General features: G+C 66.5%; 17 protein-coding genes. 11 read left to right on the forward strand and 6 right to left on the reverse strand.

Annotated elements, in window-relative coordinates; all coding sequences use genetic code 11:
• Positions 1-578 precede the first annotated feature (578 nt).
• Genes cyoA through cyoD form a run of 4 tightly spaced genes read left to right on the forward strand, consistent with a single transcriptional unit; the run spans position 579 to position 4,445 of the window.
• On the forward strand, positions 579-1,502 hold the full coding sequence (cyoA, locus tag HLH25_RS14650; protein WP_182974773.1) for a ubiquinol oxidase subunit II: 924 nt from the start codon (positions 579-581) through the stop codon (positions 1,500-1,502).
• A 5-nt stretch (positions 1,503-1,507) separates the two neighbouring features.
• A complete protein-coding gene (gene cyoB / locus HLH25_RS14655; protein ID WP_182974774.1) occupies positions 1,508-3,502 on the forward strand; it encodes a cytochrome o ubiquinol oxidase subunit I in 1,995 nt (664 codons plus the stop codon).
• Positions 3,502-4,107, forward strand: a complete 606-nt coding sequence (cyoC, locus tag HLH25_RS14660; protein WP_182974775.1) for a cytochrome o ubiquinol oxidase subunit III — start codon at positions 3,502-3,504, stop codon at positions 4,105-4,107. The genes cyoB and cyoC overlap by 1 nt, the downstream gene beginning before the upstream one ends.
• Positions 4,107-4,445 (forward strand): cytochrome o ubiquinol oxidase subunit IV, encoded by a 339-nt coding sequence (cyoD, locus tag HLH25_RS14665; protein ID WP_114726823.1) that lies wholly within the window; start codon positions 4,107-4,109, stop codon positions 4,443-4,445. Before cyoC ends, cyoD begins: the two co-directional genes overlap by 1 nt.
• 136 nt (positions 4,446-4,581) lie before the next feature.
• Here the strand turns inward: cyoD and fdxA are convergent, their stop codons facing one another.
• From fdxA to HLH25_RS14680, 3 genes are all read right to left on the reverse strand, one after another.
• Entirely contained in the window at positions 4,582-4,914 is a 333-nt protein-coding gene (gene fdxA / locus HLH25_RS14670) for a ferredoxin FdxA (RefSeq protein WP_182974776.1), read from the reverse strand.
• A 173-nt stretch (positions 4,915-5,087) separates the two neighbouring features.
• Positions 5,088-5,405 carry an RNA-binding S4 domain-containing protein gene (locus tag HLH25_RS14675; RefSeq protein ID WP_182974777.1) on the reverse strand — a complete coding sequence of 106 codons (318 nt, stop codon included), beginning with the start codon at positions 5,403-5,405 and terminating at the stop codon, positions 5,088-5,090.
• Positions 5,402-8,047, reverse strand: a complete 2,646-nt coding sequence (locus HLH25_RS14680) for a helicase-related protein (RefSeq protein WP_182974778.1) — start codon at positions 8,045-8,047, stop codon at positions 5,402-5,404. The genes HLH25_RS14675 and HLH25_RS14680 overlap by 4 nt, the downstream gene beginning before the upstream one ends.
• A 133-nt stretch (positions 8,048-8,180) precedes the next feature.
• Between HLH25_RS14680 and HLH25_RS14685 the strand changes: the two genes are divergently transcribed.
• The 3 genes from HLH25_RS14685 to HLH25_RS14695 all read left to right on the forward strand — a co-directional run bounded on the left by HLH25_RS14685 (position 8,181) and on the right by HLH25_RS14695 (position 10,835).
• Positions 8,181-9,599: a leucyl aminopeptidase family protein gene (locus HLH25_RS14685; protein WP_182974779.1), complete on the forward strand. Its 1,419-nt coding sequence runs from the start codon at positions 8,181-8,183 to the stop codon at positions 9,597-9,599.
• Positions 9,600-9,766: 167 nt separating this feature from the next.
• Complete coding sequence (locus HLH25_RS14690) at positions 9,767-10,174, forward strand: MarR family transcriptional regulator (RefSeq protein WP_182974780.1); 408 nt, start codon at positions 9,767-9,769, stop codon at positions 10,172-10,174.
• A gap of 196 nt (positions 10,175-10,370) precedes the next feature.
• Entirely contained in the window at positions 10,371-10,835 is a 465-nt protein-coding gene (locus HLH25_RS14695; RefSeq protein ID WP_246402490.1) for a hypothetical protein, read from the forward strand.
• 31 nt (positions 10,836-10,866) lie between these two features.
• On the opposite strand, the gene HLH25_RS14700 is transcribed toward HLH25_RS14695, so the two are convergent.
• The gene (locus tag HLH25_RS14700) at positions 10,867-11,928 is read right to left on the reverse strand and encodes an MraY family glycosyltransferase (RefSeq protein ID WP_310888969.1); all 1,062 of its coding nucleotides are present in this window, start codon (positions 11,926-11,928) and stop codon (positions 10,867-10,869) included.
• A 73-nt stretch (positions 11,929-12,001) separates the two neighbouring features.
• Between HLH25_RS14700 and HLH25_RS14705 the strand changes: the two genes are divergently transcribed.
• The 4 genes from HLH25_RS14705 to HLH25_RS14720 are packed head-to-tail and all read left to right on the forward strand — an operon-like array spanning position 12,002 to position 16,235.
• Complete coding sequence (locus HLH25_RS14705; protein WP_246402492.1) at positions 12,002-13,993, forward strand: polysaccharide biosynthesis protein; 1,992 nt, start codon at positions 12,002-12,004, stop codon at positions 13,991-13,993.
• A complete protein-coding gene (locus HLH25_RS14710) occupies positions 13,990-15,135 on the forward strand; it encodes a DegT/DnrJ/EryC1/StrS family aminotransferase (protein WP_182974782.1) in 1,146 nt (381 codons plus the stop codon). Before HLH25_RS14705 ends, HLH25_RS14710 begins: the two co-directional genes overlap by 4 nt.
• An 18-nt stretch (positions 15,136-15,153) precedes the next feature.
• Positions 15,154-15,636, forward strand: a complete 483-nt coding sequence (locus HLH25_RS14715; protein ID WP_182974783.1) for a hypothetical protein — start codon at positions 15,154-15,156, stop codon at positions 15,634-15,636.
• Entirely contained in the window at positions 15,633-16,235 is a 603-nt protein-coding gene (locus HLH25_RS14720) for an HAD family hydrolase (protein WP_182974784.1), read from the forward strand. The genes HLH25_RS14715 and HLH25_RS14720 overlap by 4 nt, the downstream gene beginning before the upstream one ends.
• Positions 16,236-16,286: 51 nt before the next feature.
• Here the strand turns inward: HLH25_RS14720 and HLH25_RS14725 are convergent, their stop codons facing one another.
• Both HLH25_RS14725 and HLH25_RS14730 read right to left on the reverse strand, forming a co-directional pair.
• Positions 16,287-17,417, reverse strand: a complete 1,131-nt coding sequence (locus tag HLH25_RS14725) for an AI-2E family transporter (RefSeq protein WP_182974785.1) — start codon at positions 17,415-17,417, stop codon at positions 16,287-16,289.
• Positions 17,418-17,669: 252 nt separating this feature from the next.
• The gene (locus HLH25_RS14730; protein ID WP_182974786.1) at positions 17,670-19,553 is read right to left on the reverse strand and encodes an ABC-F family ATP-binding cassette domain-containing protein; all 1,884 of its coding nucleotides are present in this window, start codon (positions 19,551-19,553) and stop codon (positions 17,670-17,672) included.

Genomic DNA, 19,553 nt, shown 5'->3' on the forward strand with positions numbered 1-19,553 from the left:
TCGACGCCGAAAAATCAGGCGGGTGGTGATATGGAGTATAAAATTTCGTCCAAAATAAGACTTATTCTTCTCGGGAAAGAGTGAGATGACGCGGATGTGATGTTGGGCATCTTATTCTATCCAATTGAAATAAAACAAATTATTGCTGTCGTCTCGGCTTGTTCGAAATAATCTGAAACATTCTGTGAAGGCTTGCTTGTGGGGTCCTTCCGGTCGGATAAGGCGGTAAGAGAACTATGGACGAAAGGATAGCTGCGCAGACAGGACGCTCGAGGCACGCGGCGGCACATGAGGCCCGGTCTGGTTCGGTGGGATGGAAAATACGTATGACCATTCCGATCCTTGATCAGGATCAAGGCCAGGAAGCCGACGAAAACTCATGACGGGATCGATCCGGCGAAGGCCTCCTATTCCAAGAGGGAGGTAGACGGCGGTTGGATATCAACGGATGTAACAGACGGCGAGAGACCCACATCGGGATTCGCGGCAGACGTGAAGCATGGCCGTTGTTGCTTTGGGGGCCCGTGAACGAAGCGAGCATATGAGCAAGGGTGATGTCGAAACCAACGAGGCGTGAGATGAAGAAAAAAATCTTGCCAAGATTATCGAGTTTATTGTGTTTGTCCTCAGCGTTCCTCTTGGCGGGATGTGACTGGGCACTGTTCGATCCGAAGGGTACTGTCGGTGCCCAGGAGAAGAGCCTGATCCTGACCTCGACCTATGCGATGCTGCTTGTGGTCGTGCCGGTCATCGTTCTGACGCTGCTGTTCGCATGGCAGTATCGTCACTCGAACACGAGTGCCGAATACCTGCCGAAATGGTCGCATTCGAACAAGATCGAAGTGGTGATCTGGGTCGTTCCGTCCCTGATCATTCTCTTCCTGGCAGTGCTGACCTACCAGACCTGTCATTCTCTGGACCCCTACCGTCCGCTTGAAGAAGAAGCCAACGTGAAGCCGATTCACGTCGAGGTTGTCGCGCTGGACTGGAAGTGGCTGTTCATCTACCCCGACGAGGGGATCGCGACCGTCAACCAGATGGCCTTCCCGGTGAATACGCCGGTTGACTTCCGGATCACGTCCGACGCGGTGATGAACTCGTTCTTCATTCCGCAGCTTGGCTCGCAGATCTACGCGATGGCCGGCATGCAGACCCAGTTGCACCTGGTGGCCAATACGGCCGGCAACTACCTGGGCGAGTCCGCGAATTTCAGCGGCCGGGGCTTCTCGGACATGCGCTTCCGCGCGCTGGCGATGAGCAACGACGATTACGCAGCCTGGGTCCAGAAGGTGAAGGCGGCGTCCGAGCAACTCGACAACTCGAACTATTCCAAGCTGGCCGCGCCCAGCGAGGCGAATCCGGTCGAGTATTTCTCGCATGCCGAACCTGGCCTGTTCGACCAGATCGTGGCCAAGTACAACAATGGCATGGTCATGGATAAGAGCACGGGCAAGATGTTGCATGTGCAGTCCGCGATGTCCGACATGAATATGAAGGAATAGGACCGATGTTAGGAAAATTAAGCTGGTCGGATATTCCGATCGATGTGCCTATCCTTGTCGGCACCTTTGCCGGTGCGGCGATCGCCGGTCTGGCGGTGCTTGGGCTCATCACCTATTACGGCAAGTGGGGCTATCTCTGGAAAGAGTGGTTCACTTCGGTAGACCACAAGCGTCTGGGCGTGATGTATATCGTCCTGGCCCTGGTCGCCCTGTTCCGTGGCTTCGCGGACGCCATCATGATGCGCTCGCAGCTCGCGCTGGCTTATGCCGGCAACCCGGGCTACCTGCCGCCGCATCACTACGACCAGATCTTCTCGGCCCACGGCACCATCATGATCTTCTTCATGGCGATGGCGTTCATGACCGGGCTGATGAACGTGATCGTGCCGCTGCAGATCGGCGCGCGCGACGTGGCCTTCCCCTTCCTGAACTCGCTCAGCTTCTGGATGACGACCATCAGCTTCGTGCTGATCAACGTGTCGCTGTTCATCGGTGAGTTCTCGCAGTGCGGCTGGCTGGCGTATCCGCCTCTGTCCGAGCAGCAGTTCAGCCCTGGGGTCGGTGTCGACTACTATATCTGGGCGGTTCAGCTTTCGGGTGTCGGCACCCTGCTGACCGGTGTGAACTTCTTCACCACCATCGTGAAGATGCGCGCTCCGGGCATGACCTTCATGAAGATGCCGGTGTTCACCTGGACCATCTTCTGCACCAGCGTGCTGATCATGCTTTCCTTCCCGATCCTGACCGTGGCCCTGGGCCTGCTGGGTCTGGACCGTTACCTGGGCATGCACTTCTTCACCAACGATGGTGGCGGCAACCAGATGCTCTATCTGAGCGTGATCTGGGGCTGGGGACATCCGGAAGTTTACATCCTGGTTCTGCCCGCGTTCGGTGCGTTCTCGGAAATCACGCAGACCTTCTCGCGCAAGCCGCTGTTCGGCTACAACACCATGGTCTATGCGACCTGCTCGATCATGGTCCTGTCGATGGTCGTGTGGCTGCATCACTTCTTCACCATGGGTGCCGGCGCCAACGTCAATACGTTCTTCGGCATCATGACGATGATCATCGCCATTCCGACGGGCGTGAAGATCTTCAACTGGCTGTTCACCATGTATAAGGGCCGCGTCGAGTTTCACGCGACCATGTACTGGGTGATCGGCTTCATGATCACCTTCACCATCGGTGGCATGACCGGCGTCATGCTGGCCATTCCGGCCGCCGACTTCGTGCTGCATAACTCGCTGTTCGTTATCGCCCACTTCCACAACGTCATCATCGGCGGTGTGTATTTCGGCTATGTCGCGGCGATGAACTTCTGGTTCCCGAAGGCTTTCGGCTTCAAGCTGAACGAAGCCTGGGGCAAGCGGGCGTTCTGGCTGTGGTTCGTTGGCTTCTACTTCGCGTTCATGCCGCTCTATGTCCTGGGCTTCGAAGGCATGACCCGTCGTATGAACCACTACGACAACCCCGAGTGGTATCCGTGGCTGCTGGTTGCCGAAGCCGGCGCCGTGATGATCGCCCTGGGCATCGTCTGCCAGCTGACGCAGCTCTATGTCTCGATCCGTGACCGCAACCTGGCCGAAAACCGCGATCTGACGGGTGATCCGTGGAACGCGCGCACGCTGGAATGGTCGACCTCCTCGCCCCCGCCGTTCTACAACTTCGCGGTTGTTCCTGCGGTGCATGACCTGGATGCGTTCGCCCATGACAAGGAAGCCGGCATCGACACCCGTGCCGCCGGTTCGAACTACCAGCCGATCCATATGCCGAAGAATACGGCTGCCGGCTTCTTCGTCGGCATGTTCAGCCTGATCCTCGGCTTTGCCGCGGTCTGGTGGATCTGGTGGCTGGCGGCGGTCGGCCTGATCGGTGTCATCGCGACCGTGATCGCGCGGAGCAGCAACAACGATGTCGACTACTATGTGCCGGCGTCCGAGGTTGCCCGTATCGAGAACGAGCATACCCGTAACCTTCTGGCAGCACAGGCGGCGGAATAATGGCGCACGATATGACTGCTGATGCGGCCCACGCCCACGACGAGCACCACGAATCTCCCGTGGTGTTCGGGTTCTGGCTGTATCTGATGACCGACTGCATCATCTTCGGAACGCTGTTCGCGGTGTTCTCGGTGCTGCGGACCCAGTTTGCCGGTGGTCCCACCGGCAAGGACGTCTTCGAACTGGGCGGGGTCGGGATCGAGACGGCGATCCTGCTGCTCAGCTCGATCACCTACGGCTTCGGCATGATCTGCGCGCACCAGAACAAGGTGGGCGCACTGCGGGGCTGGCTCGGGATTACCTTCCTCCTGGGCCTGGGCTTCCTGTTCATGGAAATCCGTGAGTTCTCGCACATGGTTGCGGAAGGCAACGGACCGGATCGCAGTGCGTTCCTGTCGGCCTTCTTCACCCTGGTCGGGACCCACGGGCTGCACGTGACCTGCGGCCTGCTGTGGATGGCGGTTCTGATTGTTCAGACGGGCGGCCAGACCGTTCTGTCCGAGCGGATGACGAACAAGCTGACCTGCCTCAGCCTGTTCTGGCACTTTCTGGACATCGTCTGGATCTGTGTCTTCACCTTTGTCTATCTGATGAGTGTGATCTGATGGCTGACGCGCACGCGCATACGGACCATTCGGGAGCGAGCCACGGGAGCGTAGGGTCTTACCTTACCGGGTTCGTTATCTCTGTCCTGCTGACGGTCGCGGCTTTCGGCATCGTGATGGCTCACAGCTTCTCGCCCTCCGGGACGATTGCTGCCATTGCGATCCTGGCTGCCGTGCAAGTTGTGGTTCATCTGGTGTTCTTCCTCCATATGAACACGTCGTCGGAACAGCGTTGGAACGTGATGGCGTTTGCCTTCACGGTTCTGACGGTCTTCGTTCTGGTTGTCGGCACGCTGTTCATCATGCATGACACCTCGATCAACATGATGTCGCGCTGATATCCGCCTGTCCGGGTGCCGCGAGGCACCCGGATTGGATGGATGCCAGACATGAAAAAGGCCGGTGAGGGAAACCTCACCGGCCTTTTTCATGTCTGGGTCGAAAGCGGCGGGTTGCCGCTCCGATCTTGTGGCGTCAGTCCTTGTGCGGTTCCGGCGACAGGAGATCTTTCTTGCCGGGCTCGTCCTTCCATTCCTCGGCATCGGCGGGCGCGGTGCCTTTGCGGGTGATGTTGGGCCATTTGGTGGAATAGCTGGCATTGATCTCGGCCCAGGCGGCGGCGCGGTCGTCGCTGTCGGGGACGATGGCTTCGGCCGGGCATTCCGGCTCGCACACGCCGCAATCGATGCATTCGTCGGGGTTGATGACCAGGAAGTTTTCACCGGCATAGAAGCAATCGACCGGGCACACCTCGACACAGTCCATGAACTTGCAGCGGATGCAGTTTTCGGTGACCACGTAGGTCATCGTTCATCTCCGATTATCTATAGCTGCGATAACGTCGTGACGACGACATCATCAGCCTTGGGCCTGCGAGGCGCCGCCAACGGGCTCCCCACCTATGATGCGGGCTGGTATGAAAGTCTTTTGAAGCCATGGCAAGTCAAAGACGCCATGCCGCCATGTCGGGATGCTGGCGCTTACTCCGCGGGCGACAGGGCGCGTTCGGGCACGACCTCGTAGAGCAGGCGTGCGACGGGGGCCGATCCGCGCCGCTGGGCCAGTGCCACGATGCGCAGCACCATCACGCCGTCACCGGTCGGCGGCGGCAGGGTCAGGACATCTCCGGGGCGTACCAGCGCATGGGCCTTTTCGGTGCGCTGCCGGTTGATGCGCACCAGGCCGGCCTGGGCGATGCGGGCGCAGTCGGCCCGGCTGCGGGCGAAGCGCGCGCACCATAGCCAGCTATCGAGCCGCTGGGTCGCGGCGTCTTCGGGCGCGGAGCGTTCGCGGCTCATAGCCGTGGGTATTTCAGGGCGGCGAGTGCCGCGAACGGGCCGTCGGGGATGGGGCGGGGTGCCCGGACCGGCGGGACGGGACGAACGGCGCCGGGTGCCTGGCCCTTTGGCTTTGATGGCCGGGGTGGTGCTTCGGTCGGCGGGTTGGGTGTCCGGTGTCGCTGCCGGCGTCGCGCGTCTTGAGTTACCGCCAGCATTGCCGGCGCGGCCGGGCCGTATTCGCCGGCGCCGAGGGGGCGGGCGGCGCGGACGGGAATCTCCAGTGCCTTCAGGATCGCCGCCACCATTTCCGGACGGACGCCCAGCCGCGAGGGCAGGCCGTCTGGCAGGGGGACCGGGCCGTTGCGCGCGCGCCAGCGTAGCTCGCCGGACAGTTTCTCGGCGATATCCAGCCTGAGACGCACCGGGCCGGCGGCGATCCAGCCCAGTTGCGCCAGGATGGCGTCATGCGGGCCGTCGGCCGGGACCGAGACCGCGCCGGCGGGTGGCAGGTCGGGCAGTTTCCGCCCGGCCCGCGCCGCCAGCAGGATGGCGCGCAGGTGCATGGCGTGGGGGCGGAGCAGCGACGGCATCAGCACCGCATGACGCCCGATGCGCACGCCGAGCGCCTTGAGACGAGCCCGTTGGGCCGGGGGCACGGATAGGCTGTCGGCGACCACGCCGCCCTGTTCTTCCAGCCGGTGCAGGATGCCGCGCAGGGTCGGGTCCGCTTCCACGGCGGCGCGGGCGGCGAACAGGGGGGCCATCGCGCCGCGCACCTGCCGGTCCAGCCACTGGGCGAGATGCGCCCGGATACGTTCCTTCTGCGCGCCGTCGAGGAAGGAATTGTCCATGACCTCGATGCGGGGCCGCAGCAGGTGGTCGCCGCCGCGCAGGCGGGCGACGGTGCCGCCGTCCCATTCCACGAAGCGCCCGTCGGCGGAGAACGCGAAGGCGTCGTCGGGGGCCTGGGTGAGCGCCTGGACGCGGCGGGGGATTTCGGTGCGCAGGGCGCGGCGGGCGGCGCGCAGCAGGAGGCGCTGGTCGGGCAGCGCCCCGGCGGTGTCCGCCACCAGGTCCAGGCCGACCACCCGGCCCACCGGATGGCCCTCCACCACCACGTCGCCCTGGGCGGTGACGGCGGACAGCAGGTCTTCCTCGGCGGCTTCGTCCAGGCGGCGGATCAGGGAGGCGGCGCGGCGGTCGACGAAGCGGGCGGTCAGCCGTTCGTGCAGCGCATCGGACAACTGGTCCTCGACCGCGCGGGTGCGCTCCTGCCACTGGGTAGCGTGCCGTACCCAGTCGCGGCGGGCGGCGATATAGGCGCAGACGCGAATGCCCGAGAGGCGGTGCATCAGGGAGTCGATATCGCCTTCGGTCTTGCTGAAGCCCGCGATCTGGGACTCCATCCACGCCTCTGGCACATGCTCGTCGCGCATGACGTGGGTGAAGATCCGCGCGCAGAGCCGGGTGTGGCTCTCGTCGCCCAGTTTGCGGAAATCGGGGATCTGGCAGGCTTCCCAAAGCAGACGGGTGGCGCGGGGGGAGCGGACGAGGGTGCGGATGTCCGGCACCGCCGCCAGGCTGCCGAGGGTGAGGACATCCGTCGCCTCGTTGCCGGCGGTGAGGCCGATCGTCGGCGGGGGGCGGTTCAGGCTGGCCAGAAGGGCCTCGGGGTTGGCGAAATCCAGATCGCTGTTGCGCCAGAACAGGCGCTCGATCGGGTCGAAACGGTGGGTTTCGACGGCCTCGACCACCTCCTCGGGCAGGGGCGGGCAGGTGCCGGCGGTGCCGAAGGTGCCGTCGCGCATGCCGCGTCCGGCGCGGCCGGCGATCTGGGCGATTTCGGCGGGATGGAGGCGGCGCGCCCGCAGGCCGTCGAATTTCGACAGGCCGGCGAAGGCGACATGGTTGACGTCCATGTTCAGGCCCATGCCGATGGCGTCGGTCGCCACCAGGTAATCGACCTCGCGCTCCTGATAGAGCGCCACCTGTGCGTTGCGCGTGCGTGGGGAGAGCTGGCCCATGACGACGGCGCAGCCGCCGCGCCGCCGCCGGATCAGTTCGGCGATCGCGTAGACTTCGGTGGCCGAGAAGGCGACGATGGCGGAGCGGGGGGGCAGGCGCGTCAGCTTGCTGGCACCCAGATGGGTCAGGCTGGAGAGGCGGGGCCGGGTGTCGATCTCGATGCCCGGTACCAGGCGGCGCAGCAGCGGGCGAATGGTCTCCGCGCCCAGGAACATGGTTTCCACCATGCCGCGCGCATGGAGCAGCCGGTCGGTGAAGATATGGCCCCGGTCGGGGTCGGCGCAGAGCTGGATTTCGTCGACCGCGACGAATTCGGCGCGCTGGTCGAGCGGCATGGCCTCGACGGTGCAGGAGAACCAGCGGGCGTTCGGCGGGACGATCTTTTCCTCGCCGGTGATCAGCGCGACGGCGCCGACACCTTTGGCGGCGACCATGCGCTCGTAATTCTCGCGGGCCAGCAGGCGCAGGGGAAAGCCGATGATGCCGCTGGAATGGGCGAGCAGCCGCTCGATGGCGAGATGGGTCTTGCCCGTGTTGGTCGGCCCGAGGACGGCCCTGATTCGCCTGGCATGTGCAGGGTGGAAGGCGTGTCGCGCGGCACTGGGGGAGCCGGCCCCCGGGGATGCACCCATCATGGGGCCATGCTCAGATGACGCCGGATGGATTGCAAGCAAAACCCGCGCCCGGATTGTAGAATACGTGCGCGACCGGTTGCGTTGCCCGACCGCAGGACGCACGCTGATGGTGTTCGGGTTGCGGAGGTCGCTGATGTCCATTGAAGAATTCCCCTGCCTGCTGCCGTCCACGCGAGGGCGACGCAGCGGCGTGCGCGTGATTCACGCGATCACGCCTGCCGAGTTCGGCACCCTGGCCGAACGAGTCGGTGAATCCGGCGCCGCGTTCCTGCGCGAGTCGGGTTTTCGGGGGCTGGTCGGGGAACTGGGGCTGGTGCCGGGCAAGGACGGGGTGGCGGCGGCGGTGCTGGTCGTGCAGGCGGGGGCGGACCCGTTTCAGTTCGGCAGGCTGGCGAAGGATCTGCCGCCGGGCGCGTGGAAGATCGCGCTGCCTGCGGGCATTGCCCCGGATATCGCGGTTCTGGGCTTCTGCCTCGGGGCGTATCAGATGCCCGCCTTTGGCCGGGCCGCGCGGCCGGAGCGGGATATCGCGCGTCTGGTCGTGCCGGCCGGCGGGGCCGCCGGAGCGGAGGTCGCGCAGGCGATCCGGCTGGGGCGGGACCTGATCAACGCGCCGCCCAACCTGATGGGGCCGGCCGAACTGGCCGAGGCGGCCCGTACCCTGCTGGAACCGCTGGGAGCGCGGGTGGAGATCGTGAAGGGGCGGAAGCTGGCGCGGGCCTATCCCACCGTCGCGCATGTCGGCGCGGGATCGGAGCGGGCGCCCAAGGTGGTGATCGCGCGCTGGGAGGGCAGCCGGGCCGGAGCGAAAGCCCCGCTGCTGTCGCTGGTGGGCAAGGGGGTGTGTTTCGATACCGGCGGTTACGACATCAAGCCGGCGGCGGGCATGCTGCGCATGAAGAAGGACATGGGCGGGGCCGCCATCATGCTGGCCCTGGCGCATCTGGTGATGACGCGCGACCTGCCCGTTCGGCTGGAACTGCGCCTGGGATGCGTGGAGAACAGTATCTCGGGCACGGCCATGCGGCCATCGGACGTGGTGGTCACGCGGTCGGGCCTGACGGTGGAGATCGGCAATACGGATGCCGAGGGGCGGCTGGTGCTGTGCGACCTGCTGACCGAGGCCAGCGAGACGGACCCGGACCTGCTGATCGACGCCGCCACCCTGACCGGTGCCGCCCGTGTGGCGCTGGGCCCGGACCTGCCGGCGCTGTTCAGCAATGACGACGCGGTCGCGCAGGCGATTCTCGACGCCGGCACGTCGTGCGGCGACCCGCTGTGGCGGCTGCCCCTGTGGGACGATTATGCCGCGTGGCTGCGGAGTCCGGTGGCCGATTTGAACAATGTGGCGGCAAAACCTATGGCGGGCGCGCTCACGGCGGCGCTGTTTTTAAAAAAATTCATCAAAACAGGCGTGCGCTGGGCACATATCGATGTGTATGCGTGGAACGATCATTACCGTTCCGGACGGCCGGAAGGAGGGGAAATACCGGTTTTGCGGGCCGTGTACGCATCTTTGTTGCGAACGCTGCCGACAAGGGAAAATACGTAATCGTGAAATAATGAACATGAACGAACTATTCTCATTTCACGGGCTTATATCTGTCGCATTCTGAAACTATATACGGTTCTGGAATGACCGTCGGACCCTGAGCGGGAACGCTGACGGCAAAAATTTTGGGGGGCGTTGCCGACCTCCCCGGGAAAGGCTTTTTCACTATGGCTCAGAACTCATCGACCACCGATCAGCTGGTCAACACGCTGCGCGATACCATCGTTGCCATGGTGCGCCGTGACGGGCCGGATCTGTCGGCCCGCCAGCTTGGCGTCTTCCTCACCTGCTACCTTGAGGAAGGGGCGCATACCGTCCGTGGCCTCGCCGCCGCGCTGAACGTATCCAAGCCGGCCATCACCCGTGCGCTCGACCGGCTCGGGGAACTGGATCTGGCCCGCCGCAAGGTGGACCCGATGGACCGCCGCTCGGTTCTGGTGCAGCGCACGCTGAAGGGCTCGGCCTATCTGCGCGAACTGCGTTCGATCATGGGCGAGGCCGCCGGTGTGCCCACGGCCGCCCGCACTGCCAAGATCGTGCGCGAAGAGCGCGCGCCGCGTCGCGCCGCCGGCTGACGCGGTGGGGTGGTGGCCCGTCCGGGCCACCACCCGTTCCATTCTGGAAGACGACAGACCGATCGGATGAATTGGCCGGTGGCCGTGCGTGACCGATGGTCCGCACGCGCGTTTCCGCGCCCGCCGATTCCCCCTGATGGCGTGTATTTTCGGGCGTTAATTCAGCCGATCAGAACAGACGATTAGGAGAAAGATCATGCGTATGGCATCGCGTATCGCTGCCGTGGCCGCTCTCGCCGTTCCGTTTCTGATGACGTCCCTTCCTGGCCCGGTCACCGCCCGTGCCGCCGACGACCTGGGGACGCCCGTCGGGCATATCCGGCTGGTTGCGAAATCGGCCGATGTCGGCGTCGGCTGGACGTGGGGCTCCGGCAAGCTGACCTTCGGGCACCATACCTACAACTTCACCGTCAAGGGCGGGTCGATCGCCGCCGTCGGCTATTCGAAGATCGAAGGTACGGGCACCGTCTATAACCTGAAGAACCTGCACGATTTCGACGGCACCTATGTGGCCGGCAACGGTGAAGCCACGGTTGGCAATGGTGTGGGTGGCAGCCTGCTGCACAACGGCAATGGCGTGACGATCAAGATCGAAACCATCTCGAAGGGTGCGCGGCTGGCCGCCGCTGCCCAGGGGCTGGAACTGACGCTGACCCACTGACGGGTCTTTCGGCGCCGGCCCGGTTCGTCGCTCAGACGGGCCGGGTCGGTTGCCGCATGCGCCGCTCGACGACGGCGCTCCAGGCCAGTTGCGGCAGCAGGACCATGAGCAGACCCGCTGCCGTGCCCGACAGGCCATGCAGGCCCGACAGGCCATGTAGAACGGTCCAGGCCGTCACGCTTCCCCACAGGACGAACCCCCAATGTATGAGGGTGACGGTGACCGGCGAGAGGCCGGACTGTGTTGCGCGCTGGTAGAGATGCTCGCGGTGGCCCTCCATCAGGCGGGCGCCGTTTCGCCAGCGGCGGGCCAGCGTATAGAGGACATCGTAGATCAGGCCGGCCAGCAGCATCGGCACCACGTACCATGCGGTCAGGCCCGGCTGGGTGGCGCAGGCGAGGCCGAATGCGCCGGCCAGCAGGCCGCAGGGCTGGCTGCCGACATCGCCCATGAAGATGCGGGCCTTTGGAAAATTGAACGGCAGGAAGCCGGCCAGCGCCGCCGCCAGCACCAGAGCCATGCCGCCGAGAGTCGTCCCCGCCGCCAGGAGGCCGAGGGCGAGGGCGGCCAGCATGACCGAACCCGATACCAGCCCGTTCAGCCCATCCATGAAATTGACCGCGTTGGTCATGAACACCAGACAGCAGACCGACAGGACGAACCACGCGGGCGCGGCCAGCGATGCGGCCCAGGGAAGGGGCAGCGTGGCGGGCAGGCCGGCGGGGACCGGGAGCGTGAGAGCCACCAGGACCGATGCCGCGACCTGTGCCCCCAGCTTCAGCAGAGGGGACCATTGATAGACATCGTCCAGCCAGGAGACCGCGCCCAGCAGGGCCGTCGCGGCCAGCAGGCCGGCGAGGGGCAGGTCCAGCGGCGGCAGGCCGTGCAGCATGCGCCCGGCCGGGACCGCCAGCACGAACGCCGCCACGATGCCGATGCCGCCGCCCTTGGGCGTGGGAAGCGTGTGCGAACTGCGATGCCCCGGATGGTCCATGACGCCCAGGCGGATCGTCGCCGCCACGGTCAGGGCGGCGGCGATCCAGGTGGCGAACAGCAGGAACGGGAAGGCCAGGGGCGGGGGGGAGGCGATCACGACCGCCTGCCGTGCTGTTTTGTCGTCATGGCTTCTTCTAGCATGGAATGGGCTGGGCTATATGATCGGCACAATGGCTTCGCAACGCCCTGACCCCGGTGACGACCCCGGCGAGCCCGACGCCGGGCGGCGCCCGGTCAACCGAATCGCCGTCAACGTGATGCTGGATGGGGGGCTTGCCGCGCTCTCGGCCCCGCTTGCCCGCTGGCTGGCCGACCCCGGCGGCGGGCTGCTGCATCCTTTGTGGTTTATCGCGGGCGGGGCGATCACGCTGGTGATCAGCAGTCTGCCGTTTCGCGTCCAGCAGCAATATTGGCGCTTTTCCGGGGTGGATGACCTGCTGGGAATCGCCGGGGCCTCGGCGGCGAGCGCCATGCTGTTCTCGCTGGGTCTGTATGTTACCGGCTTTCCGATCCCGACGCCGGCTTTTCCCTTTATCCATGCGCTGGTGCTGCTGGTGCTGCTGGGGGGCGTGCGGGTGGTCTATCGCCTGTCCTGCCGGCATTCCACGCGGCGTTATCCGTCCGCGCAGGTGGTGCTGATCGGGTCCGATCAGTCCGCCGACCTGTTCATCCGCGCCATCGAGCGCGCGGCGCATCCGGCGTTCCGGGTCGCGGGCATCATGACCGGGGGGCGGCGGCAGACGGGGCGCCGAATCCACGGTGTGCCGATTCTGGGCCATGTGCGGACGATGGACGAGATCCTGGACCGGGCGCGCGGCGGGAGCGGGTGGCCGGACCTGCTGATCGTGACCGATGCCGACTTCCGGGGCGAGGAACTGGCGCGGGTGCTGACATCGGCCGAGCAGCGCGGCCTGTCCGTCCAGCGGGCGCCGGACCTGACCGACCTGACCCCCGCCGCCCGGCTGGAACTGCGGCCGATCGCGATCGAGGAACTGCTGAACCGGCCGCTGGTCGATCTGGACCGGGAGGGGATGGCGGCGCTGCTGGGCGGCCGCACGGTTCTGGTGACCGGGGCGGGGGGCTCGATCGGCTCGGAACTGGCGCGGCAGATCGCGGGATATGCGCCGGGGCGCCTGCTGCTGCTGGACCATGGGGAGTTCGCGCTGTGGCAGATCGACCTTGAATTGTCCGAGCGCGCGCCGGATATCCGGCGCGAGGCGATATTGGCCGATGTGCGCGATCGCGACCGGATGGAAGAGGTCTGTGCCCTCTATCGCCCCGAACTGGTCTTTCATGCCGCCGCCCTGAAGCATGTGCCGATGGTCGAGGCCAATCCGTGCGAGGGGGTGTTGACCAACGTGATCGGCACCCGCGTGGTGGCCGATGCGGCGGCGCGCAACGGGGCGCTGGCGCTGGTGATGGTTTCGACCGACAAGGCGGTGAATCCGTCCAGTCTGATGGGGGCTTCCAAGCGCGCGGCCGAAATGTACTGCCAGGCGCTGGATGTCGCGGCCCGCAGCCGCGGCGGCGAGGCCATGCGCTGCGTGACCGTGCGGTTTGGCAATGTGCTGGGATCGACCGGATCGGTCGTGCCGCTGTTTCGCCGCCAGTTGGAGCGGGGCGGGCCGCTGACCGTGACCCACCCCGACATGCAGCGTTATTTCATGACGGTCTCGGAAGCGGTGGGGCTGGTCCTGCAGGCCAGCGTGCGCGGGACGATCCGCGACCAGGCGGGAAGCGGGACGGATACGCTGCTGCGCAATGGCGGGATTTTCGTGCTGGACATGGGCAAGCCGGTGAAGATCGTCGATCTGGCGCGGCAGATGATCCGGCTGGCGGGGCTGCGCCCGCAGGTGGACGTGCCGATCCGCTTCACCGGCCTTCGGCCGGGCGAAAAGCTGTTCGAGGAACTGTTCCACGGGCGCGAGGCGCCGGTGGCGACCGACCACCCCGGCCTGCGCATGGCGACGCCGCGTATCGTGGACAGCCGCGCGGTGGGGCTGGTGATCGACCGGCTGGCCGTGGCCTGCCATAGAGGGGACGCGCCGGCCGTCCTTGCGCTGATCAGGGGTCTCGTTCCCGAATTCGCCCATAACCCGACCGGCGATCCGCACGATACGATGGCGGAACCGACCGACGCCGAAAGGACGATGCATTCATGACTGCTCCGCTGCCCGACAGCCTTCCGCCCATCGCGTTTCTCGACCTGCCGGCGCAGCAGGCGCGGCTGGGCGATGCGATCCGACGGCGGGTCGATACCGTGATGGCGCATTGCCGGTTCGTGATGGGCCCCGAGGTGGCGGAACTGGAGCAGGCGCTGGCGGCCTATGCCGGGGCGGACCAGTGTGTCGGCGTGTCCTCGGGCACCGATGCGATCCAGATCGTGATGATGGCCGAGGGAATCGGGGCGGGGGACGCCGTTTTCCTGCCGGCCTTTACCTACACGGCGACGGCCGAAGTGCCGCTGCTGCTGAAGGCGACGCCGGTTTTCGTCGATGTCGACCCCCGGACCTTCCAGATCGACCCGGCCAGCCTGGAACGGCGGATTGCCCAGGTGCGGGCCGACGGGCGACTGCGCCCGCGTGCGATCGTGGGGGTCGATCTGTTCGGCCAGCCGGCGCCGTGGCCGGAACTGCGCGCGATCGCGGAGCGGGAAGGGCTGTTCCTGATGGATGATTGCGCCCAGTCGTTCGGCGGCGCGCTGGCGGGCCGCAAGCTGGGATGCGAGGCGACAGCCACCACCCTGTCCTTCTTCCCGTCCAAGCCGCTGGGCGGTTATGGCGATGGCGGCGCGATCCTGACCGACGACCCGGAGCGGGCGGAGCTGTATCGCTCGCTGCGCACCCATGGCGAAGGCACGACGCGGTACGAGGTGCTGCGTATCGGCATGAACGGGCGGCTCGATACGCTTCAGGCGGCGGTGCTGCTGGCGAAGCTGGAAGGGTTCGATGCCGAACTCGCGCGGCGAGACGCCATTGCGGATGCCTATGACGCCGGGCTGGAAGGGCATGTCGTGACGCCGGCGCGGGTGCCGCATGCGCAGAGCGCGTGGGCGGTTTATGCCGTATTGACCGAAAATGAAGCCGCGCGCGCGGCGTTGCAGGACCGGCTGAAGGCGCGGGGCGTGCCCTCGGCGATCTATTATCCGCGGCCGCTCCATCTTCAGCCCGCATATCAGGGCTCGCATGACGGAACGCCGTTGCCTGTTGCCGAAGAACTGGCTTGCCGTATTCTTGCGCTGCCCATCCACCCCGAACTGACGGATGCGGAGGTCGCGCGGGTTATCGCGGCCGTTCGCGGTTAAACGAGAAAGACAACAGGTATGAGACGGGAAACAGCACTGCTTCTGGGCTTCCTGACGGTCACGGTCGGGACTTCGGCCGTGCTGTGGTCCTTCGCGATGCCGAATTTCAAGCCCCTGACCATTCCCGAGATGACGAGTGGCGTGATCAGTGTGGGGCCGATGCGCCAGCAGCGCGCGCTGTCGGCGGCGGAGATCCATACGCTCAACGACTGGTTGCAGCATCATCGCGCCGTCTGGGGGCCGCTGGGGCAGACGCCGCCCTCGTCGGGTGATGCCACCATTACTTTGACGGCGAACCGGCCGGTCGGGGCAGACGGCAAGCCCGTGCCCTATAGCATGACGCTGTGGACCGGCATCAGCGCCGCCGACTGGAACAATACCGTGTTCCTTGAGGATCGGCCGGGGGCGGTGATCCGCGTGCATCAGTTTTCCGAAGCCGATTTCGCGGCGCTGCGCCAGCTTGTGGACCAGCATCCGTACGAGCGGACCGCTTTTCCGTGATCGCCGTTCCGGCGCGGACGGCGGCGCTGATCTTCGATTGCGATGGCACGCTGGTCGATACGCTGCCGCTCTATCTGCGCGGGTGGCTGGCGGCGTTGCAGGCGGAGGCCGCGCATGAGGTGGCGCCGGAATGGTTCCACGGCCGGGGCGGCCTGTCGGAACAGATGGTGCTGGACCTGATGGAAACGGAACTGGGGCGGCCGCTCGATCGCCCGGCCATTCTGCGGGCCGCCCGGCGGAACGTGCTGGCGGCCATGACCGATCTGCGGGAAATCGCGGTGGTGGCGGACCTTGCCCGCCGGTATCGCGGCACGTTGCCGATGGCCGTGGCCTCCAGCGGGTCGCGGGAGATCGTTCTGGCGTCTCTGACCCATACCGGGCTGCTGGACCTGTTCGATACTGTGGTGACGATCGACGATGTGGCGCGGGCGAAGCCGGCGCCGGACCTGTTTCTGGAGGCCGCGCGCCGGCTGGGCGCCGCGCCGGAATGTTGCCTGGTGCTGGAGGACAGCGCCGAAGGGCTGGCGGCGGCGGGCCATGCTGGCATGCGGGGCGTGGATATCCGCCCCTATGTCCGCCCCCCTGACTCTGCCCCGTAAACGGCCAGCCGTGACGGGCCGGTGAGCCGGACCACACGCTCCGTCGGGCTTTCAGACCCGGTCGGAGTCCTTGAGTGGCGGGCTGGCGCGGTCCATCACCGCCAGCAGGGCGGCGGTGAGCGGTGAGGCCAGGATCAGGCCGGGGAGCCCCAGGATGGTGCCGAACACGGTCTGCGACAGGATGGTGACGCCCGGCGGCATCTGCACCGCGTGGCGCTGGATCAGCGGCGCCATGACGTTGCCCTCGAAGAACTGGATGGCGGTATAGAGCGTCAGCACCATCAGCCCCTCGCGCGTGCCGACCGACAGGCCGAGCAGGATGGCGGGGATCGCGCCGATGAAGGCGCCGATATAGGGGATGAAGTTCGCCAGGCCGGCGACGACGCCCAGTGCCAGGGCCAGCGGCACGCCGATGAACCACAGGCCGAGTGCGGACAGCACGCCGACGACGAACATGTCCAGCGCCTGCCCGGCGGTCCAGGCCCACAGGGTGCGGCCCGCCACCAGCAGGAGTTCGCGGGCGGTGGGACGGTGGGCGATGGGGAACAGGCGCAGCAGGCCGTTGACGTAGAGGGTGGGCGACAGCGCGAAATAGAGCCCGGCGATGAGGATGACGGCCAGCGTGCCGACCGCGCCGAAGGCCGAGGACAGGACGCCGGTCATGGACCCGGCGATGCGCGAGCCCATGCCGTCGGTGCCCCCGCCGGTCTGGTTGCCGCCCAGCGCCTGCGGCAGATGGTCCAGCAGCGTGCGCCCGAACTCGCTGGTGCCCAGTTGAGTCCGCACGGCATAAGCCTGCGTGGTCAGCGCCACGCGCAGGCGTGTGGCCTGCTCGGCGATGGTGGGGCCGCTGCTCCAGATCAAGCCGCCGAATGCGGTCAGCAGGATGACGACGACCAGGGACAGGGCCAGCCAGTAGGGGAGCTTGATCCGGCGTTGGGCCAGCGTTGCCAGATTATGCAGGATGACCGCGAGCAGCGTTGCGGCGAAGACGACCATCAGCACGGGGCCGAGCAGCCAGATCGACAGGATCACGGCGGTCAGCAGGATCGTTCTCTGGAGCAGGGTATGGATTTTGGCCAACTGCACGGCGCGGGGATCGGTGGAGGATGTGTCGTGCTGGGATTCCCGCTTTTCCTCGGAAGTAGCGGGTTGGGACTCGGTCACGGCGATGGGGGGCATGGCGTTTCCGCTTTGTGGTCGGCTGGTGGCCTGGGACAGGCCACGCATCATTGATTCAGACAGCTCTGGCGACAGACCCGGCACCCGAGGGATTTCAGGGGCTGGCACCCGTGAAGGGTTCGCATATCCGCCTGCCTGCGTCGATGTCGTCGAGGCGGGGCGAGGCGGAATGCTATCCTGACAACGCCCTGATGAACGAAAGGATACCGGATGGCGGGTCGGGCCGGTGAGCGGGGCTGCCCTGTGGTGCGGTCATTCCTGGGCCGAGGCTTCCTCGATCGCCGCTTCGGCCAGCAGCCATTCTTCCTCGGCCGCTGCCTCTTCGCGGCCGATCGCGGCGAGGCGGGTGTTGATGGCCGTGACATCTTCCGCGCTGCCGGTGGCGTAGAGGGCCGGGTCGGCCAGGCGGGTTTCCAGCCGGGCGCGTTCCGCCGTCAGTTTGCCGATGCGGGCTTCGGCGTCGCGTGCCTTCTTGCGCAGGGGGGCCACGGCCTTGCGGGCTTCGGCGCGGTCGCGCCGGTCCTCGCGCCTGGGGGCGGCCGCGGGTGTTGCCGGGCGGCTGGCGGCGCGGGCGCGCTCGGACAGCCAGACGCGATAGTCGGCCATGTCGCCGTCGAAGGGGCGCACCGTGCCGTCGCCGACCAGCCACAGCCGGTCGGCGACCAGTTCGACCAGATGCGGGTCATGGCTGATCAGCAGCACCGCGCCTTCGAACGCGGCCAGGGCGCGGATCAGCGCCTCGCGCGCGTCGAGGTCCAGATGGTTGGTCGGTTCGTCCAGGATCAGCAGGTGCGGGGCGTCGCGGGTGGCCAGCGCCAGCAGCAGGCGCGCTTTCTCGCCGCCCGAGAGGTCGCGCGTGACCGTGTCGGCGCGGTCGGCATCCAGCCCGAAGCGGGCGAGCTGGGCGCGCACGGCCGTGGGGGGCGCCTTGGGCATGGCGCGGGCCATGTGGGCGACCGGCGTTTCATCGGGCACCAGTTCCTCGGCCTGATGCTGGGCGAAATAGCCGACCCGCAGGCGCGGATTGTGGTTGGCCGTGCCCGAGAGCGGGGCCAGGCGGCCGGCGATCAGCTTGGCGAAGGTCGATTTGCCGTTGCCGTTCGCGCCCAGAAGCGCGACCCGGTCTTCCATGTCCAGCCGCAGGGACAGGTTGGAGAGGATCGGCCGGCCGTCATAGCCGACCGATACGCGGTCCAGCGTCAGCATCGGCGGGGGCAGGGGCGTGGGTTCGGGGAAGGCGAAACGGGTGGGGGTGTCCTCGATCACCGCTTCGATCACCGGCAGTTTTTCCAGTGCCTTGACGCGGGCCTGGGCCTGCCGGGCCTTGGTGGCCTTGGCGCGGAAGCGATCGACGAAGGATTGCATATGCGCGCGCTGGGCGGCGATGCGCTCGGCGGCGCGGGCCTGCTGGAGGGCCTGCTCGGTGCGGATGCGGACGAATTCGTCATAACCGCCGGGGGTCAGCGACAGGCGGCGCTGGTCGAGATGGGCGATGGCGTCCACCGAGCGGTCCAGCAGGCCGCGATCGTGGCTGACGATCAATGCGGCGCCGGAGAAGCGGGCCAGCCAGCTTTCCAGCCAGATCGTGGCTTCCAGGTCGAGATGGTTGGTCGGTTCGTCGAGCAGCAGCAGGTCCGGGTTGAGGAACAGCGCGGTGGCCAGCGCCACGCGCATCCGCCAGCCGCCCGAGAAATCCGAGACCGGGCGGGCCTGGGCGGCGGCGTCGAAACCCAGCCCCGAGAGGATGGTGGCGGCGCGGGAGGGGGCGCTGTCGGCGCCGATGGCCCGCAGGCGCTCGTGAATGTCGGCCAGGCGCGCAGGATCGGCCGTGTGTTCGGACTCGGCCAGGAGGGCCGTGCGTTCGAGATCACCGGCGAGCACGGTATCGAGCAGGTTGGCGTCGCCGGATGGGGCCTCCTGCCGGATGCGGGCCATGCGGGCGCGGGAGGAGAGGGTGATGGTGCCGCCATCGGGCGCGATGTCGCCGGCGATGGCGGCCAGCAGGGTGGATTTGCCCGCGCCGTTGCGCCCGACCAGGCCGATCTTGCGCCCCGGATCGACGCTGAGAGACGCTCCGTCCAGCAGGGTGCGCCCCGCGATGCGGAGGGTCAGGTCGGAGATGACGAGCAGACTCAC

Source organism: Gluconacetobacter dulcium (assembly GCF_014174165.1).
Taxonomy (GTDB): Bacteria; Pseudomonadota; Alphaproteobacteria; order Acetobacterales; family Acetobacteraceae; genus Gluconacetobacter; species Gluconacetobacter dulcium.

Coding starts and splice junctions, on each gene's coding strand:
- cyoA (WP_182974773.1), top strand. CDS start 579: ATGAAGAAAAAAATCTTGCCAAGATTATCGAGTTTATTGTGTTTGTCC.
- cyoB (WP_182974774.1), top strand. CDS start 1,508: ATGTTAGGAAAATTAAGCTGGTCGGATATTCCGATCGATGTGCCTATC.
- cyoC (WP_182974775.1), top strand. CDS start 3,502: ATGGCGCACGATATGACTGCTGATGCGGCCCACGCCCACGACGAGCAC.
- cyoD (WP_114726823.1), top strand. CDS start 4,107: ATGGCTGACGCGCACGCGCATACGGACCATTCGGGAGCGAGCCACGGG.
- fdxA (WP_182974776.1), bottom strand. CDS start 4,914: ATGACCTACGTGGTCACCGAAAACTGCATCCGCTGCAAGTTCATGGAC.
- HLH25_RS14675 (WP_182974777.1), bottom strand. CDS start 5,405: ATGAGCCGCGAACGCTCCGCGCCCGAAGACGCCGCGACCCAGCGGCTC.
- HLH25_RS14680 (WP_182974778.1), bottom strand. CDS start 8,047: ATGATGGGTGCATCCCCGGGGGCCGGCTCCCCCAGTGCCGCGCGACAC.
- HLH25_RS14685 (WP_182974779.1), top strand. CDS start 8,181: ATGTCCATTGAAGAATTCCCCTGCCTGCTGCCGTCCACGCGAGGGCGA.
- HLH25_RS14690 (WP_182974780.1), top strand. CDS start 9,767: ATGGCTCAGAACTCATCGACCACCGATCAGCTGGTCAACACGCTGCGC.
- HLH25_RS14695 (WP_246402490.1), top strand. CDS start 10,371: ATGCGTATGGCATCGCGTATCGCTGCCGTGGCCGCTCTCGCCGTTCCG.
- HLH25_RS14705 (WP_246402492.1), top strand. CDS start 12,002: ATGGCTTCGCAACGCCCTGACCCCGGTGACGACCCCGGCGAGCCCGAC.
- HLH25_RS14710 (WP_182974782.1), top strand. CDS start 13,990: ATGACTGCTCCGCTGCCCGACAGCCTTCCGCCCATCGCGTTTCTCGAC.
- HLH25_RS14715 (WP_182974783.1), top strand. CDS start 15,154: ATGAGACGGGAAACAGCACTGCTTCTGGGCTTCCTGACGGTCACGGTC.
- HLH25_RS14725 (WP_182974785.1), bottom strand. CDS start 17,417: ATGCCCCCCATCGCCGTGACCGAGTCCCAACCCGCTACTTCCGAGGAA.